Source organism: Halocella sp. SP3-1 (genome assembly GCF_003953885.1).
GTDB lineage: Bacteria > Bacillota > Halanaerobiia > Halanaerobiales > DTU029 > Iocasia > Iocasia fonsfrigidae.
In genome coordinates this window covers 3,721,938-3,740,736 of record NZ_CP032760.1, presented here as the reverse complement: position 1 = coordinate 3,740,736, position 18,799 = coordinate 3,721,938, and the positions used below count along the sequence as shown (strand labels likewise).

General features: G+C 30.4%; 19 protein-coding genes. All 19 read left to right on the top strand.

The window, feature by feature from the left end; genetic code table 11:
* Positions 1 to 58: 58 nt before the first annotated feature.
* The 19 genes from D7D81_RS17920 to D7D81_RS17830 all read left to right on the top strand — a co-directional run bounded on the left by D7D81_RS17920 (position 59) and on the right by D7D81_RS17830 (position 18,793).
* Positions 59 to 448 carry a DUF2721 domain-containing protein gene (locus D7D81_RS17920; RefSeq protein ID WP_125991384.1) on the top strand — a complete coding sequence of 130 codons (390 nt, stop codon included), beginning with the start codon at positions 59 to 61 and terminating at the stop codon, positions 446 to 448.
* Positions 449 to 462: 14 nt separating this feature from the next.
* The gene (locus D7D81_RS17915) at positions 463 to 861 is read left to right on the top strand and encodes a DUF2721 domain-containing protein (protein ID WP_125991383.1); all 399 of its coding nucleotides are present in this window, start codon (positions 463 to 465) and stop codon (positions 859 to 861) included.
* Between the two features lie 417 nt (positions 862 to 1,278).
* The gene (locus tag D7D81_RS17910) at positions 1,279 to 1,980 is read left to right on the top strand and encodes an ABC transporter ATP-binding protein (protein WP_125991382.1); all 702 of its coding nucleotides are present in this window, start codon (positions 1,279 to 1,281) and stop codon (positions 1,978 to 1,980) included.
* A gap of 300 nt (positions 1,981 to 2,280) precedes the next feature.
* Positions 2,281 to 3,102 carry a sugar phosphate isomerase/epimerase family protein gene (locus D7D81_RS17905; RefSeq protein ID WP_353622135.1) on the top strand — a complete coding sequence of 274 codons (822 nt, stop codon included), beginning with the start codon at positions 2,281 to 2,283 and terminating at the stop codon, positions 3,100 to 3,102.
* Between the two features lie 22 nt (positions 3,103 to 3,124).
* The gene (locus tag D7D81_RS17900; protein ID WP_125991380.1) at positions 3,125 to 4,105 is read left to right on the top strand and encodes a Gfo/Idh/MocA family protein; all 981 of its coding nucleotides are present in this window, start codon (positions 3,125 to 3,127) and stop codon (positions 4,103 to 4,105) included.
* Positions 4,106 to 4,963: 858 nt separating this feature from the next.
* Positions 4,964 to 5,887, top strand: a complete 924-nt coding sequence (locus D7D81_RS17895; RefSeq protein ID WP_125991379.1) for a polysialyltransferase family glycosyltransferase — start codon at positions 4,964 to 4,966, stop codon at positions 5,885 to 5,887.
* A gap of 149 nt (positions 5,888 to 6,036) precedes the next feature.
* On the top strand, positions 6,037 to 7,017 hold the full coding sequence (locus tag D7D81_RS17890) for an NAD-dependent 4,6-dehydratase LegB (protein ID WP_125991378.1): 981 nt from the start codon (positions 6,037 to 6,039) through the stop codon (positions 7,015 to 7,017).
* Positions 7,018 to 7,029: 12 nt separating this feature from the next.
* On the top strand, positions 7,030 to 8,211 hold the full coding sequence (locus D7D81_RS17885) for a LegC family aminotransferase (RefSeq protein ID WP_125991377.1): 1,182 nt from the start codon (positions 7,030 to 7,032) through the stop codon (positions 8,209 to 8,211).
* On the top strand, positions 8,212 to 9,264 hold the full coding sequence (locus D7D81_RS17880; protein WP_125991376.1) for a sugar phosphate nucleotidyltransferase: 1,053 nt from the start codon (positions 8,212 to 8,214) through the stop codon (positions 9,262 to 9,264).
* Positions 9,261 to 9,899: an acetyltransferase gene (locus D7D81_RS17875; protein ID WP_353622090.1), complete on the top strand. Its 639-nt coding sequence runs from the start codon at positions 9,261 to 9,263 to the stop codon at positions 9,897 to 9,899. The genes D7D81_RS17880 and D7D81_RS17875 overlap by 4 nt, the downstream gene beginning before the upstream one ends.
* Positions 9,900 to 10,898 (top strand): N-acetylneuraminate synthase, encoded by a 999-nt coding sequence (neuB, locus tag D7D81_RS17870; RefSeq protein ID WP_125991374.1) that lies wholly within the window; start codon positions 9,900 to 9,902, stop codon positions 10,896 to 10,898.
* On the top strand, positions 10,895 to 12,088 hold the full coding sequence (gene neuC, locus D7D81_RS17865; protein WP_125991373.1) for a UDP-N-acetylglucosamine 2-epimerase: 1,194 nt from the start codon (positions 10,895 to 10,897) through the stop codon (positions 12,086 to 12,088). The genes neuB and neuC overlap by 4 nt, the downstream gene beginning before the upstream one ends.
* 25 nt (positions 12,089 to 12,113) lie before the next feature.
* The gene (locus D7D81_RS17860) at positions 12,114 to 13,214 is read left to right on the top strand and encodes a polysialyltransferase family glycosyltransferase (RefSeq protein WP_125991372.1); all 1,101 of its coding nucleotides are present in this window, start codon (positions 12,114 to 12,116) and stop codon (positions 13,212 to 13,214) included.
* Positions 13,215 to 13,469: 255 nt separating this feature from the next.
* Positions 13,470 to 14,180 (top strand): acylneuraminate cytidylyltransferase family protein, encoded by a 711-nt coding sequence (locus tag D7D81_RS17855; RefSeq protein WP_286169902.1) that lies wholly within the window; start codon positions 13,470 to 13,472, stop codon positions 14,178 to 14,180.
* A 65-nt stretch (positions 14,181 to 14,245) separates the two neighbouring features.
* The gene (rfbF, locus tag D7D81_RS17850; RefSeq protein WP_125991371.1) at positions 14,246 to 15,019 is read left to right on the top strand and encodes a glucose-1-phosphate cytidylyltransferase; all 774 of its coding nucleotides are present in this window, start codon (positions 14,246 to 14,248) and stop codon (positions 15,017 to 15,019) included.
* Position 15,020: 1 nt separating this feature from the next.
* Complete coding sequence (gene rfbG, locus D7D81_RS17845; RefSeq protein ID WP_205739274.1) at positions 15,021 to 16,106, top strand: CDP-glucose 4,6-dehydratase; 1,086 nt, start codon at positions 15,021 to 15,023, stop codon at positions 16,104 to 16,106.
* A gap of 3 nt (positions 16,107 to 16,109) precedes the next feature.
* Entirely contained in the window at positions 16,110 to 17,354 is a 1,245-nt protein-coding gene (locus D7D81_RS17840; protein ID WP_205739273.1) for a class I SAM-dependent methyltransferase, read from the top strand.
* Entirely contained in the window at positions 17,355 to 17,888 is a 534-nt protein-coding gene (gene rfbC / locus D7D81_RS17835; protein WP_125991369.1) for a dTDP-4-dehydrorhamnose 3,5-epimerase, read from the top strand.
* Positions 17,885 to 18,793, top strand: coding sequence for an NAD-dependent epimerase/dehydratase family protein (locus D7D81_RS17830; RefSeq protein ID WP_125991368.1), 909 nt, complete (start codon positions 17,885 to 17,887; stop codon positions 18,791 to 18,793). The genes rfbC and D7D81_RS17830 overlap by 4 nt, the downstream gene beginning before the upstream one ends.
* Positions 18,794 to 18,799 lie beyond the last annotated feature (6 nt).

The window sequence follows — 18,799 nt, the reverse complement described above, 5'->3', positions numbered from 1 at the left end:
ATTTAATAAATAACATAGATATAATAGCAATAAAATCTTATCTGCCAGGAGGGATGGTATGTTTTTAAGTATTGGGACACCTGCCTTATTATTTAAAGGGGTATGTCTATTAATGTCGGCTTATATTTTGAGATTTACCAGGCTTTCCAGGTTAATTAGAAACTTCAATATAATGTTTAAAAATGAAAGCAGTATAGAAAATGTTAAAGAACAGATTAATATTTTTGCAATCAGACTGAGAATTATTAAATTTATTCATATCTTTGGTGTTTTAGCTTTATTTTTTGAGATATCAGCAATGTTTTTCACATTATTAGGGGGAGGAATAATAGTAAATTTGTTATTTTCTGCAGGATTGATATTTTTCTTAGCTGCACTTATATCAGTTTTAATTGAGATATATTTTTCCTTAAAGGCTTTAGATATTAATTTAGATATAGAATATTAATGGGGTGAGGATAAATGGGTTTTACATTAACTACGCCAGCATTGGTTTTTTCTACGATTTCTTTATTGATGCTGGCATATACGAATAGGTTTTCTGCTATTGCCAGTTTAATTAGAAGCCTTCATGATGAAATAGAGGAAAAAGGGAAAGATAATATTGTTATATCATCTCAGATAAAATCGTTGAAATGTAGAGTTAAACTTATCAGGAATATGCAGTTTCTGGCTATTATTGCTTTGTTTTTTTGTGTTTTCTCTATGTTTTTATTATTTTTTGAAAAATCCCTTGCTGGAGAAATAATCTTTGCAGTAGCGCTTGTACTGCTTATGATTTCATTGATTATTTCTGCAATCGAAATTAACATGTCTGTTCATGCCTTGAATATTCAACTTGGTGAAAAGGACATTTCTTAATAAGATATTATTAAACTAAATAATAATAAGATAATAAATTTCTTTTAATTTACACCCCTGTTATTAAATAAAACAGGGGTGTATTTTTATTTCTGTTATCATATAAAATTGCTCTTAAATCATGTCATGTTTTGTGGACGTTGCCTCAAAAAGCTAACGTAATAATTAGCAAAAACATGTATCCATTTGAAATTGAATAAAAATGCCTTGACAAAAAGAAAAAGCGGGTATAAAATTAACACGTAAGTAACACAAACATATCATAAATATAATATTTATTAAGTAATAAATGTGTTTTTAAATGGTATTTGTTAAGGTGTGCTTGATGACATACGGAAACACCCACTAGTAATTGAGACGTACTTAGGTGGCATAGGGAGTAGCTGTTTTATAAGGGGTTGAAAGGGATGATGCTTTATGCTTTTGGAAGTAAAAGATGTAGTAGCTGGCTATGGAGAGATGATAATATTACATGGGATATCGATCAGGGTTAATAAAGGTGAGGTAGTTTCTATAGTTGGACCTAATGGTTCTGGTAAGTCAACATTGTTAAAGACTATCTTTGGTCTGGTAAAACCAAAAGAGGGGAAGGTGTTATATCGAGAAGAGAAAATAGGTGGTTTTAAGCCGGATCGTTTGGTAAGGCTTGGGTTTTCATTTGTACCTCAGAGTGATAATGTATTTCCCTCACTTACTGTACATGAGAATTTGGAAATGGGGGCGTTTGTCAATAACAAGAACATGGAAGATAGATTAACATTGATTTATGATTTATTCCCCCCCTTGAAAGAAAAGAGGAAGAAAAGAACTGGTACACTGAGCGGTGGGCAGCGGCAGATGGTTGCTTTTGGTCGAGCATTGATTATAGAACCAGACCTTCTTTTATTAGATGAACCTACTGCTGGGCTGGCACCAATGTATATAGATATGATCCTTGATAAGGTAAAAGATATTAATAAGACTGGTGTATCTATTTTGATGGTTGAACAAAATGCTAAAAAGGCTCTGGGGATGTCAGATAGAGGTTATGTTCTGGCAACTGGTCAAAATAAATATGAAGATACTGGTCAGGGATTATTAAATAATGATGAAGTTGCCGAACTTTTCCTGGGGGGTTAATAGATATGACACTATAGGCGTCTGGAAGATTGTTGATGGTAAGATTACTACTGATAGTGTTGTAGTTAAATAATTGCCAAAAAAACCATAATTAATTATTAAACGACAGCTATTAACAGCTGTCGTTTTCCTGGTGGTCGTCTGCCTTGTAGATTTATAAAAGAATAGGGTGGAAAGACCACCATGGTTTTTGACTCTACCAGAGAGGCTTAATGATGAAAAATTTTTTTATGTTTGTTCAATTTATTGAAAACGCATATATTACAATGTTATAATAATCTAAATATTATAAAAAAGGAGATGGATATATTGCAGAGGATAATAGCTGTTAACACTAATACTTATCATGGCTATTCGTTATGTCAAGCAATGGATGGAATAAGTAAAGCTGGTTTTAAGTATATTGAACTTACAGCGACAAAGGGTTGGACAGAACATGTTTTTCCTACAATGAGTTTAAAGGAATTATATAAGATTAAAGATGAATTAAAGGAGAATGATTTAATCCCCATTTCCATGAGTGGTCACTGTAATCTAATGGATAAAGGGCGAATCGCTGATTTTATAGCTAACATTCGTCTTGCAGGATTCTTTGGATGTGAGCATGTTATTTCCTCTATTGGAGAAGCCCATTTGAAAGATAAGGTTGAAATATCTAATTTTGAGGTAGCAGGGCATATCCAAGAATTGATACCGTATTTAGAGGAATATAATTTAATTTTAGGATTAGAGAACCATGGAAAACATGGAACAGGTAAGTGTTTGAAAGATATTATAGATATTGTCAACTCACCACGTGTAGTCATTAATTATGATACAGCTAATGCCATTTTTTATGGTGCAGTAAATTTAGAAGAAGATGTAGAAGACTGTATTAATGAAATTGGACATATACATCTCAAAGATAAAGCGGGGAGACAAGATGAATGGAATTTTCCTGCACTTGGAAAAGGAAGAATAGATTTCAAGATGATACTAAGCAAATTGAAACAGGCAGAAAATAATTGTCCTTTAAGTATTGAAATAGAGTTTACTAAAAATGGGGCAAAAAATATTGAGGAAATTAATCAAGCTGTAAAAGATTCTTATCAATATTTACAATCAATAGGACTTGAAATTTAAAATAAGAAAAGGAGGAGTAGGGATGATAAGAATTGGTATTGTTGGTATTGGCGGGATGGGCAGCGTACATCATAATAATTATGCAGAAATCGATGGATGTAAAGTTGCAGCTGTGGTTAGTAATTCTGTATCTGGCAGGAAAAAAGCAGAAAAATGGGGTCTTCCTGTTTATAAAAACATTGATAGTATGGTACAGGTGGAAGAGATTGATGTTATTGATATTTGTACACCTACCTTTTTACATAAACAACAGGTTATGAAAAGCCTTTCTCTTGGGAAACATGTTATTGTAGAAAAACCTATAGCACTTCATAAAGAAGATGCTGAAGATATGTTTAATTTAGCGGAGGAGAAGGGATTATTATTATTTGTGGGTCAGGTTTTACAGTTTACTAAAGCAGCAGAAATTTTGCACCAGATTATAGAAAATGGGGAGTTTGGGAAACCACTTGATGGGTATTTTGAACGCATTACAGGATCTCCAGGCTGGGCACAAGGTGGGTGGTTGTTTGATAGGGATAAGAGTGGACTTTTACCATTTGACTTACATATTCATGACCTTGATCTAATAGTTAGTTTGTTTGGAAAGCCAGACAAGTATAATTTTACCAGCTGTGGAAGAAAAAATAGAAAATTTCAAGAACAATACCGTTTTAACTATAAATATGGAAAATTAAATATAGTTGCTGAAGTGGCATGGTATAATGCTGATTATCCATTTACTACACGCTGGAGGATTTACTTTGAGAATGCATTAGTAGTCTTCGACGGAAAAAATTTGATTTTATATCAGTCTGAAAGGGAACCTTATTATTTTGATATAGAGGATGAGATAAAAATTCCTACGGGAATAAATCTTCCACCAACAGGAATGTTTTATTATGAACTTTCTCATTTTTTGAGTTGTATAAAACAAGGAATTCCCTCTGAGAAAGTAGGTGAAAGCCAGGTTATAGCAGTGGTTGAGATACTTGAAGAAATATTAAATCATAATCAAGAATAATTATATACAGAGATTCCGTAAATGTTTTTAAAAATCACCTTAAGCCCTAAGTTTAAGGTACTCAAAGAAAAGTGCTAAAATAAAAAAATTCAAAGTATTAGTCATATAATTAACTCAATAAAAAGCCTTATGATAATTGATACTTCGGGGATATAGAAGGAAATCCCGTCTTTTCTTGAAGGTGTTTAGTGACTAACTAATACAAAAAGGGCGAGGAAAAATGTATTGACTTTCTTGACAAACAAATATCAAGCTTAGATAGCTAAGTAATGAAGCGGATGTGCCCTTTTGATAAACAAATTGATCTACTTGATACAATACCTGGAGTAAGTTGTAAATTTAGAAAAAGGAGATGAAGTAGCATAATTATCTACTAAATTTCTATTTACTATATCTTAAACCCTGTAAAGAAAATATATTTCAGGGTTTATTTCTCTATTGCCTAAAATAGCATTCTTAACATTTTTTTAGTTTTTAGGGTAGAACATTAAAGTTGTGCTCCAGCGTCCTGCATATGTAAAAAATATAAAGTTGCTTTAGAATTATAATTTTTTTCTCTGGAATTATAGACAAAGGATTTTAATTGTCAATTAAAAATAGTTACACTGACAATAGAGTGACCCGAAGGCCACTTTATTCTTAGTATTTTGTAACAAATTTTATGTCTTAACATAACATAAAATATATTGAAGTTCAATTAAAAAATTGAGGTGATGAAATACGAAAATAGTTTATAGCAACAAAAGAGTTTGCTTTTCATGTGTAAATTCATACCATTTATTTATTACATATATATTATCAAAGACAATCTATAAAAATGACTATAAAATATTGTTACTTTCAGATTGTCATAATATATTGGAGATAGCTTATGAAAATATTATCAATAAGTTTGATGTTTGGAGTGAAATAATATTAATTAAAGAAAAACACCAACCTATAAGCCGGCAAGAATTAGCAAAAATAGACCTTAAAGATATAGATGTTTTACACTATTTTACTTATGCATTTTATAATTATTTACTATTTGATTATATAAAAGAGAAAACAAAAATTATTTTAACCGATGAAGGGGTTATGACATATCTTATTAAAGAAAGCTTTGGAACTAACAAACCCATAAACATAGAAAGAATATCTGAGATTTGGTTATTGGATAAAAATCTCTATGTAAGTAATTTCACTAGAACATTAAAAAACATACCAATGGAAAAGTATCTTTGCGATGATAGATTATTAACTGAGATGTGTAAAGAGTTAAATAGACTATATAATTATAACCATGAAAAAATAAATTCAGATTTTATATTCTTTGATCAACCGATTACGAAGGTGTGTTTAATAACTGAACCAAAAGAAAAACAAATATTAGCAAAAATATTTGCTGGACTAGATAGAGATAAAATTATAATAAAAAAACACCCATCTGATTTTTATTATAAATATCAAGATTTTAGTTTTGATATTATAAAAAATGATAATGGAGTGCCTTGGGAACTGGTACTTTTAAATGAGTATCTTAATAATCGGCCAAATCTCTATGATAAAGTATTTATATCATATTATTCAGCAGCTCTAATAAATTCTAAAATATTTTTAGATATCTTTAGAATACCATGTAAAGTAATTTTCCTATTTAAATTTTTAGAGGATGAAATTAAAAAACCTGTAACTCATTTGATATTTAAACAATTAGTTAATAGGTTTAAGAAGTTAGATGAAAAGAATATCTATGCTCTCAATTCAATTGATGAATTGAGAAATATTATAAAAGAACTTTAATAAATAGTAACTGCCCAGGAGTCAGGTGGCACTCAGGAAATGTTTTTCTTTTTTAAGTTAAAGCATGACTTACTATATTTGTAAAAACAACACTGAGTGTCACCCTAAATTCTAAATACTTGAATAGTTTACTAATGGAGGATATAGATATGAAAAAAGTTCTGGTAACTGGAGCAGGGGGGTTTATAGGGAGTCATTTAGTAGAAAGATTACTTGAAGAAGGTAATGACATAAGGGCTTTTACATATTACAACTCATTTAACACCTGGGGCTGGTTAGACACTTTTTCAAAAGATAAATTAAATGAAATAGAGATTTTTACTGGAGATATAAGGGATCCAAATGGTGTCAGAAAAGCATTAAAAGGTATTGACCAAGTATATCATTTAGCAGCTTTAATTGCCATACCTTTTAGCTATCATTCTCCAGATTCATATATTGATACAAATATAAAAGGAACATTAAATATTTTGCAGGCAGCAAGGGATTTTGGAACAAGTAGAGTTTTAATTACCTCAACATCAGAAGTATATGGAACAGCAAAATATGTGCCGATAGATGAAAAACACCCTTTTCAAGGACAATCACCATATTCAGCAACTAAAATAGGGGCAGATAGATTAGCTGAATCCTTTTATAGAAGCTTTAATCTACCAATAACAATAGTAAGACCATTTAACACCTATGGACCAAGACAATCAGCAAGAGCAGTTATACCAACAATTATAATGCAATTGTTGGCTGGAAAAATAAAAATTAAGCTGGGTTCTCTAACCCCAACTAGAGATTTTAATTATGTAAAGGACACAGTACAGGGTTTTATTGAAATTGTAAAATCAGAGAAGACGATAGGGGAAGAGATAAATATAGCTTCTCAGGAAGAAATATCAATAGAAGTTTTAGCTGGAGAGTTAATAAATCAAATTAATTCAGCTGCAGAAATAGTGTGTGATCAAGATAGGGTAAGGCCAGAAAAAAGTGAAGTAAATAGATTGCTTGGTTCAAATGAAAAAATAAAGAGGCTAACAAAATGGAAGCCAAAATATACACTAAAAGAAGGTTTGTTGGAAACAATAACCTGGTTAAAAAACAATTTAGATAAATATAAGGTTGATATATATAATCTTTAAAGGAGAATTATTATGGAGAAATTGATACCACTGTCAGTACCTAATTTTGCAGGTAAAGAGCTTGAATATGTAACCAGGGCTGTAGAAACAGAATGGGTATCAACTGGAGGAAGATTTATAAAAGAATTTGAAGAAAAGATAGCTAAATATTTAAAAGTTAAAAAGGCTGATGCCTGTCAAAGTGGAACTGCGGCTCTTCATTTAGCTTTATGGCTTTCAGGAGTTGGAAAAGACCATGAAGTAATAGTACCAACACTTACCTTTATAGCTGCAGTTAATCCTATTAAGTATCAAGGGGCAGAGCCGGTATTTATGGATTGTGATGATAGCCTTAATATGGACTTAGATAAATTAGAGGAGTTTTGTCAGAAAAAATGTTTTTTATCAAAAGAAGGGTTAATTAATCAAAGAAGCAAGAAAGTTATAAAGGCCTTAATTATAGTTCATGTATTTGGAAATATGGCTAATATGGAAAGGGTAATGTACATAGCCAGAAAATATAAATTAAAGGTTATAGAAGATGCAACAGAAGCATTAGGCTCTTACTGTACAAAAGGAGAGTATTCTGCTAAGTTTGCAGGAACTATAGGAGACTTTGGAGCATATTCTTTTAATGCAAATAAAATAATTACAACAGGTGGTGGAGGTATGCTGGTAGCTAAGGATATTGCATTAGCTGCCAGGGCGAAGTATTTGTCGACTCAGAGTAAAGATGATCCTTTATATTATATACATGATGAGATAGGTTACAACTATCGAATGACAAATCTACAGGCAGCTTTAGGTCTTGCTCAGTTGGAACAATTGGAAGACTTTATAGAGATAAAAACAAAAAACTATGCCCTTTATAAAAAAGAGCTTGAAACCATAGAGGGATTAGATTTATTAAACTTTAATAAAGAAACAAGGCCAAATTATTGGTTTTATTCTTTAATGATAGATAAAGAAAAATACGCTTTTAATAGAGATGAGTTATTACAGAAATTATATCAAAGGAATATCCAGACTAGACCGATCTGGGGACTTATTCATCAACAAAAGCCTTATTTAAACAACCAAAGCTATCAAATTGAAAGAGCCAGTTATTATCTAGAACGGGTTTTAAATATACCCTGCAGTACAAATTTAGATGAGCAAAAGGTATTGACAGTTATTCAATTATTAAAAGACTTTAGCTCTCAAAGAGGGATATAGATGAATGTAGGGGATCTATTTATAAATGAAGAGATTACAATCAAAGAAGCTATAAAAAAATTAGATGAAACTGCCAAAAAAATACTATTAATAACCAGAGATACAGTATTAAAAGGTGTAATAACTGATGGGGATATTAGGCGCTGGATTTTGATGAATGGAGATTTAACTGAAAAAGTTAAATTAATAATGAACCATAATCCAATCTATCTTATGTGTGGAGAAGAGTCTAAAGCTAAAGACATCATGAAGAAAAAACTAATTGAAGCAATACCTGTAGTCAATGGGGAAAAGGAAGTTGTAGATATAATACTCTGGAAGGATTTCTATGTTAAAGAATTAAAATCTTATAATTTTATAATCGGCCCGGTTGTAATAATGGCTGGTGGAAAAGGAACAAGACTGGATCCTATTACTAAAATATTTCCAAAGCCTCTGGTTCCAATAGGGAATATACCAATAGTTGAAAGGATAATAAATAGATTTGAAAATTTTGGCTGTAAAAAATTCTATCTTACCATAAATTATAAAAAGAATTTAATTAAGGCCTATTTTAATGATTTAAATAGAAAATATGAAATTGAGTATATTGAGGAAGAAAAACCATTGGGAACGGCTGGAAGCCTGTACCTGTTAAAAGATAAAATAAAGGGACCCTTTTTTGTAAGCAATTGCGATGTTTTGGTAGATGGTAATTATTATAAAATGCTTAAATTTCATCAAGAAAATAAAAATAAAATTACAGTTGTAACCTCCCTTAAATTCTTTACTGTTCCTTATGGAGTAATAGAATTAAATGATGAAAGCATTATCAGAGAAATTATTGAAAAACCGGAATTTGATTTTTTAATAAATACTGGGATGTATATCTTAGAACCAGAAACACTTGAAAATATACCTGCCAATAAATTTTATCAACTCACTGATTTGATAAAAAAATATATAAAAAAAGGAGAACGGATCGGAGCATATCCTGTAAGTGAAGAGTCATGGCTTGATATGGGTCAATTTAAGGAAATGAAAAAGATGTTGGAAAGGCTGGGTTTTCGGTGATGGAAGATATCTTACTAATAGGTGGGGGAGGCCATTGTAAAAGTGTAATAGATGCAATAACTCAAGGAAATTTGTTTAATATAGTAGGTGTTCTGGATATTAGAGAAAAGGTAGGAAGATATGTAAATAACATAAGAATTGTGGGAATAGACGATGATTTAAGTTCTTATTATACGGAAGGTATTAGAAATGCATTCATAACTCTTGGTAGTATAGGTGATCCAGAATTACGAATTAAAAAATATATATATGCTAAGAAAATAGAACTAAAATTTCCAGTTATTATTGATAAATCAGCAATAATTTCAAGTAATATTATTATAAGAGAAGGTACATTTATTGGCAAAGGAGCAATAATAAATACAGCTGCTCAAATTGGTAAAAATTGCATTATTAATACTGGGGCAGTAATTGAACATGACTGTATCATAGACGATTTTGTTCATATTGCCCCAGGTACTGTTTTAAGTGGTGGTGTGCATATTGGCGAAAATTCTCATATTGGAACTAATTCAACGGTAATTCAAAATATTATAATAGGTTCAAATACAGTTATAGGTGCTGGCAGTGTTGTTGTAAAAGATATTAATAAAAATTCTAAGGCTTATGGAAACCCTTGTAGGGAGGTAGATTAATTGTCTAAGGTTTTTATAATAGCAGAAGCTGGTGTGAATCATAATGGAAGTATAAATATTGCTAAAAAGCTAATCGATACAGCTTGTGAAGCAGGGGCAGATGCTGTAAAGTTTCAAACCTTTAAAGCTGAAAATGTTGTGTCAATAAGTGCTGAAAAAGCTGAATACCAGAAAAAAACAACTAATAATAATGAAGAACAATATGGAATGATAAAAAAATTAGAACTGGATAGAGATAAACATCTGGAATTGTTAGATTATTGCCGTTATAAAAATATTATATTTTTGTCTTCTCCCTTTGATCGGGAGAGTATTAGATTATTGAATGAGCTGAAACTGGAAATATTTAAAATACCATCAGGAGAAATCACTAATCTTCCTTATTTAAGAAAAATAGGAAAGCTAAAAAAGAAGGTAATACTGTCGACTGGGATGTCTAACCTTGGGGAGATTGAAGCTGCTCTTAAAATACTCAGGGAAAATGGGACAAAAGATATTACAGTACTCCACTGTAATACAGAGTACCCTACCCCTATGAAAGATGTAAACTTAAAAGCAATGCTTACTATTAAGGAGGCCTTTAAAGTAGAGGTAGGTTATTCTGATCATTCTTCAGGAGTAGAAGTTCCAATAGCAGCAGTAGCAATGGGGGCCAAAGTTATTGAAAAGCATTTTACCTTAGATAAGAAAATGCTAGGTCCTGACCATAAAGCGAGCTTAGAGTTCTATGAATTAAAGGAGGTAGTCAAAGCTATCAGGAATATTGAAAAAGCATTGGGTAATGGTATTAAGGAGCCGTCAGAATCTGAATTTCCAAATATTGAAATTGCAAGAAAAAGTATAGTGGCAAAATGTAATATAAGAAAAGGAGAAACTTTTTCAGAGAATAATTTAACAGTAAAAAGGCCCGGAAATGGTATATCACCAATGAGATGGGATGAGATGATTGGTGAGATTGCTAGAAGAGATTATAGAGAAGATGAGTTGATAGAGATATGAAAAAGGTCTGTGTGGTTACTGGTACAAGAGCAGATTATGGTCTATTAAAACCTCTTATGCAAAGAATAACAAGCCTTAAAGAACTACAGCTGCAGTTAATAGCTACAGGAATGCACTTATCACCGGAATTCGGCTTGACTTATCAAGAAATAAATGAAGATGGGTATAGGATTGATGAAAAAATAGAAATTCTATTAAGCTCAGATACTCCTATAGGAATATCAAAATCAATGGGACTTACTTTAATAAGTTTTTCGGAAGCTTATGAGAGATTAAGACCTGACCTCATCATTGTACTTGGTGATAGATATGAAATATTTGCAGCAGTCAGTGCAGCCTGGATAGCAAAAATTCCAGTTGTTCATTTACATGGTGGGGAAACTACTGAAGGTGCATTGGATGAAGCCTTTAGACATTCTATTACAAAGATGAGTTATTTGCATTTTACCAGTACAGAAGAATATAGAAGAAAAGTAATACAACTTGGGGAACACCCTGATAGAGTTTTTAATGTGGGGGCAATGGGAATTGAAAATATAAAGATACTGAAACTCCTTTCTAAAGAAGAATTAGAAAAAGAGATTGGTTTTAAGTTTGGGAAAAGAACTATTTTAGTGACATTTCATCCAGTGACCCTGGAAGGAAATACTTCAAGGGAGCAATTTCAAAATGTTCTAAAGGCTTTTGATGAAATAGATAATTTAAAAATAATATTTACTAAAACCAATTCAGATACAGATGGAAGAATTATCAATAAAATGATAGATGAATATATGAGAAAAAATAAAGAAAAAGTAGTTGCATTTACATCCATGGGTCAAATCAGATATTTAAGTACCATGCAATATGTAGATGCTGTTGTGGGTAATTCTTCCAGTGGGATTATTGAAGCACCTATATTTAAAGTTCCTACAGTAAATATAGGTGATAGACAAAAGGGTAGAATACAGGCTGATACAGTAATCAATTGTAAGCCAATAAAAAATGACATTATAGTAAGCTTAGATAAAGCTCTATCTGATGATTTTAAAGAAAAAATTAGATATGCACAAAACCCCTATGGAGATGGAAAGGTATCAGCTAAGATTATTAGTGTGATTACAGAGTGCTTATCAAAAAATTTAGATCTTAAAAAAGAATTTTATAGTATTACTCAGAATTCAGACGTTAGGAGTCAGGAGTCAGAATGAGACTGAAGAAAGGAAGATAAGAAAAATGGGCAATAAAAGAAGGGTATGTTTTGCATGTTTAACTTCATATAATCTATTTATTTCATATATATTATCAAGGACAGTGTATAGAAATGACTATAAAATTCTTATGCTGTCAGATATTCATAACCTGGCTACATATTCAAGAATAATTAAATATTGTAATATCTGGGATGAGGTTTTTTTAATTAGAGAAGATAAAAAACCTAGAGAACAACGCTTTATAGATATACGCCAGCAATTACAACGAGTAAATTTTACTGATTTGGATATTTTACACTATTTCACCTTTGCCAGTGGTTCTTTTGGCTTTATTTTATTAGACTATATACCAAATACAACTAAGATTATCCTAACTCAAGATGGAGTAATGACCTACTATTTTAAAGAAACTTTTAATTACTGTAGAAGTAAATGGAGTAATATTTATAATAGAGACATAGATTTTAATAGAACATCGGAGATATGGCTATTTGATAAAAATCTTGATGCAAATAAATTATTGAAAAGACCAGTGAGAAATATAGGCATAACAGAATATATTAAAAATAGTAATTTATTAAACTTGTTTTGTATTGAGTTGAACAAGATTTTTAATTATAACCATAAACCATTGAATTATGACGTGATTTTTTTAGAGCAACAACTATCTAATTTGAAAGTAACAAAAGTGCAGCAAGAAAAATATCTATTTTCATTAATATTAAATGAATTAAAAGGTTATAGAGTACTTGTTAAAATGCATACAAGTAGTAATAAAGAGAAATATAACGAATATAGTAATGTTAATTGCCTAAAAGATAATGTGCCCTGGGAATTTGTACTTCTAAATGAATTAAACAGCAATAGAACTGCTTTAAATAGTAAAATATTTATGTCATATCACTCAACAGCTTTAATAAATACGCAAATAATTTTGAGGGCTTTGAATATACCTAGTAAAGCGATCTGGATGTGTGATTTATTACAAAATTTTATTAAGAAAAAAGTAGCAGATGAAAAATTTCCTGAATTAGTTGAAAGATTTAAAGTATTATATAAGCAAGATTTATATGATGTTAAATCTATTGATGAATTGAGAAATACTTTAAAGACGTTTCAATAAAAATAAACCTTCTGTTATAATATTTAAATTATATTAGGGTTTATTTTTTTATGCCAGGATTATTTTTGAATATCCAGTAATAAATAATAAAAGTTATCATTATTAATTAACTATATAAGGTTGACTTAGCATCAGTAACATTTAAGAAGATAGTTGAATATATATGTATTAAATAAATTGGTCTATGGCTAATTTTAATAATAGAAACAACAGCATTAATATCAAAAAAATGAAATGGCGATATATTGAATAGATTTGAGGAGAATAGATTTCATGAGTAAAATCCTAGCGCTTATACCTGCAAGAGCAGGTTCAAAGGGAGTAAAAAATAAAAACATAAGGGAATTAGCTGGAAAACCACTTATAGCATATACTATTATAGAGGCTGTCAAGAGTAATATGTTTGAAGATATTATTGTATCTACTGACTCTAAAAAAATAGCAGATATAGCGAGAAGATATGGAGCAGATGTACCCTTCTTAAGACCAAAAGAACTTGCTTTAGATGATTCCCACACAATTGATGTGATTTTACACTGTCTTGATTTTATGAGAAATATAGATAAAGAATATCAAGAAATTATATTACTTCAACCGACATCGCCATTAAGAAAGGCTCATCATATAAAAGAAGCTTATCAGCTTTTTAATAAAAAACATGCTGATTTTATTATAAGTGTATGTGAGTGTGAACATTCGCCACTTTGGACCAATATAATTGACAAGGATTTAAAAATGGATAATTTTATTGGGGAAGAAGTAAAAAGTATGAGAAGACAGAATTTACCTCAATATTATCAGTTAAATGGTGCTATATATTTAGCAAAAGTTGATAGATTGATTGAGGAAAAAAGCTTTTTGGGTAAAAATAGTTATGCTTATATAATGAATAGAAAAGACTCAATAGATATAGATAGTGAAATAGATTTTAAATTTTGTGAAATGATTAGTGCATCTTCTAACTAGCCCAATTTTCCTGATATTTTGATAACTTCTCATATAATATAAATTATTTAAAGTGGGTGACATTTATGAAATTAGTTATATTAGCAGGTGGTTATGGAACAAGACTTGGTGAAAGAACATCAATTATCCCAAAACCCATGATTGAAATAGGAGGAAAACCCGTACTTTGGCATATAATGAAAATTTATTCTGCATATGGGATTGAAAATTTTATTATATGTTTAGGGTACAAAGGGGATGTAATAAAGGATTACTTTTCAAATTATAATTCAAAAAATAATGATTTTACGGTTAACCTTGGTGATTTAAGTATTAAGTTTCATAATGAACATGATGAAAAAGCTTGGAGGGTAACATTAGTTGATACCGGGCTGAATACTCTTAAAGGTGGTAGAGTAAAAAGAATAGAAAAACATTTAGATGATGAAATAAATTTATTAACTTATGGTGATGGTGTTGCAGATATTAATATTAATGAAGTTATAAAGTTTCATAAGGAAGTAGGCAAAATAATAACATTAACAGGAGTTCATCCACCAGCAAGGTTTGGAGAATTAGTAGCTGATGGTGATACTTTAAAATCCTTTGAGGAAAAGGCTCAAACATCACAGGGATTAATTAATGGTGGATTTATGGTATTTAATAAAGAACTTTTAAATTATTTAACAGTAGATGAAGATTGTGATTTAGAAGCTGGTGTCTTTGAACAACTTGCATCAGAAGGTAAAATTGCAGTCTATAGGCATCAAGGGTTATGGGCCTGTATGGACCACGAAAGGGATGTCAAATATTTAAATAATTTGTGGAAGAATAACAAGGCTTTTTGGAAGGTTTGGTAGTGTGGAAGGCTTTAATAATATATATAAAGGAAAAACAGTATTAGTTACAGGACACACCGGTTTTAAAGGTTCCTGGCTTAGTATCTGGTTGAAAGAGTTAGGGGCCAGGGTGATAGGCTATGCTTTATATACTAAAACAGTAAGGGATAATTTTGTATTATCAGAGTTAAATGAAAAAATAATTGATATTCGTGGAGATCTAAGAAATACTATCAGATTAGAAAGGGTATTTGAGAAATATAAACCACAAATTGTATTTCATTTAGCGGCACAGCCCTTAGTCAGGTTGTCATATGAAGTACCAAAAGAAACTTATGATGTAAATGTTATGGGGACTTTAAATGTACTTGAGTGTATAAGAAAATCAAATAGTACCAGGATTGGTATAATGATTACATCAGATAAATGTTATGAAAATAAAGAACAATTATGGGGATATAGAGAAAATGATTTTTTGGGAGGTTATGATCCCTATAGTTCTTCAAAGGGCTGTGCTGAACTTTTAATAGCTTCATATAGAAGTTCATTTATGAATCCTATAAATTATGAACACCATGGCAAATCTATTGCTTCTGTTAGAACAGGGAATGTAATAGGTGGTGGAGATTGGGCTGAAGATAGAATTATTCCAGATTGTATTAGAGCTTTAGAGGCTAATAAGCCAATTAAAATAAGAAGTCCACGTTCAATAAGACCCTGGCAACATGTTTTAGAACCACTGGCTGGCTATTTGCAATTAACTCAGAAAATGTTAGAAAATCCTATAATGTATTGTGAAGCATGGAATTTTGGACCTTACTTTGAGTCAATAATTACAGTTAAGGAATTAGTAGAAAAGGTTATTAAGTTATATGGCTATGGTGAAATAAAAGATGTTTCAATAAGCGAAGAACCACATGAGGCTAGATTATTAAATCTTGATATAAGTAAGACAGTCTTTAAACTTGGCTGGAAGCCTAAATTTAATATTGATGATGTGCTTCAGTTAACTGTTGATTGGTATAAACGTTATAAAAAAGAAAATGTTTATAACCTTTGTCTAGAGCAGATAGAAAAATATAATAGTCAATGCCTGAGAGATAACTGAGATATGTTTTTAGGAGGGGAGATAATGCATTGTAGGTTTTGTAATACAAATCTTGAAAAAGAGTTTCTTTCACTGGGAGTATCGCCTTTAGCTAATTCATATCTGGATAATAGGGGCCTTGGAAAAAAAGAACTATTCTACCCATTAGAATTATATGTTTGTCCAAATTGTTTATTAGTTCAGGTTGATGAATTTGAAATACCTGAAAATATATTTAGTGATTATGCATACTTTTCATCATATTCAAGCACCTGGCTTGAACATGTAGAGAAGTATGTTAATAAAATGATGAAAGAATATGGTATAGAAGATAAATCCAATGTAATTGAAATAGCCAGTAATGATGGATATTTACTGCAATATTTCAAAAAACAAAATGTTTCTGTTTTAGGTATAGAGCCTGCCGAAAATGTAGCCTTAGTAGCTGAGAAAAAGGGTGTACCGACAATTTGCAAATTTTTCGCAAAAAGTTTAGCTGAAGAATTAGTACAAAAAGATGTTAGGGCTGATTTGCTAATAGGTAATAATGTTTTAGCTCATGTTCCAAACTTAAATGATTTTATATCAGGCATGAAAATTTTATTAAATTATGATGGCTTTATTACTATGGAATTTCCTCATTTATTAAGATTAATTAAGGAAAATCAGTTCGACACAATTTACCATGAACATTTTTCATATTTTTCATTTATTGTTGTAAATAAAATTTTAAAAAAACATGGACTTGAAATATTTGAGGTAGAAGAAATACCAACACATGGAGGGTCATTGAGAATATATGCTAAACATATTGAGGATAATACAAAGCTAGTAAAAAGCAGTGTAGAAGATTTATTTACTAAAGAAAAGGACTTTGGAATAGACAAAATAAAAACTTATGATAAATTTACAGAAAAGGTTAAGCAATCAAAAAGAAATATACTAAAATTTTTAATCGATTTAAAGAACAAAGATAAAATGATAGTAGGATATGGAGCACCTGCTAAAGGGAACACCCTACTCAATTATTGTGGTGTAGGAATAGACTTCCTTGATTATACAGTAGATAAAAATCCATATAAGCAGGGAAAGTATTTACCAGGAACACATATCCCTATATTTTCACCAGAAAAGTTTAAAGAAACAAAACCAGACTATGTAATAATATTACCCTGGAATTTAAAAGAGGAAATAATACAGCAAATAAATTATATCAAAGAATGGAATGGGAAATTTATTGTTTTAATTCCTGAGGTAGAGGTACTATAAATGATATTTAAAGAAACAGATTTAAGTAATGTATTTGTGATAGAACTTGAGCTGGTTGAAGATAATAGAGGCTTTTTTGCCAGGTGTTTTTGTGAGAAAGAATTTGAAGAACATAGTATATATTTTAAAACAATGCAGTGTAATATTTCATATAATAAACAAAAAGGAACATTAAGAGGCCTACATTATCAGACTGCACCTTATTATGAAGCCAAACTGGTTCATTGTATTAAAGGCTCCATATATGATGTAATAGTAGATTTAAGAGAGAATTCAAAAACCTTTAAGAAATGGATTAGTGTTGAACTGAGTGAAATGAATAAAAAAATGATTTATATACCTGAAAGATTTGCCCATGGTTTTCTGACCTTAGAAGATGACACAGAAGTTTTTTATCAGATGTCTGAATTTTATCATCAAGAATATGCAAGAGGTGTAAGATGGGATGATAAATCCTTTAATGTAAAATGGCCTTATATGGAAAAGTATATTATATCAAATAAAGATCAAAAATGGGAGGAATATAAGATTTGAAAAAGGTTTTAGTGACAGGGGCTACTGGTTTTGTAGGGAGATGGACTTTGAATAAGCTTATAGAAAAAGGATATGAAGTATATGCAATAAGTTCTAAAAAACATAAAAATAATTCAAAATTTATTTACTGGCATATTTGCGATTTATTGGAATTATCAAAAATAGATAAATTATTTAAAGAAATAAAACCAACACATCTACTACATTTTGCCTGGTATACAGAACCTGCTGAATATAAGAATTCTAATGGCAACCTTTCCTGGGTGCAATCTAGTATTGAAATTATTAAAGCTTTTAAAAAAAATGGAGGTAAGAGAGCTGTAATTGCTGGAACATGTTTTGAATATGACCTGGAATATGGATATTTAATAGAAAACTTAACACCTTCACAGCCTAATACATTATATGGAATATGTAAATTAGGCTTGCAAAAAATATTGAAAGATTTTAGTAAAAAAAATGATTTGAGTTTAGCCTGGGGTCGAATTTTTTATATATATGGACCTTTCGAAAATTCTGCCAGAATTATTCCATATGTAATTAATTCTTTATTAGACGAAAAGAAAGCCCTCTGTTCCCATGGAAATCAAATACGTGATTATTTATATATTGAAGATGCAGCATCAGCTTTTGTAAATTTACTGGATAGTAAGGTTGAAGGTATAGTTAATATTGGATCAGGCCAAGCCTATCAATTAAAAGAGATTTTCACATTAATCGAAGAAAAAATTGGTGGAAAAAACATGATAGAATTAGGAAAATTAGAGACTGCTCTAAATGAACCACATATAATTTTAGCAGATATTGATAGGTTAAATAATGAAGTTAGATGGAAGCCGCAGTATGATTTAAGTACTGGATTAGATAAGACAATTAACTGGTGGAGAGAAAGAAGAGAGGTGTAATATTCA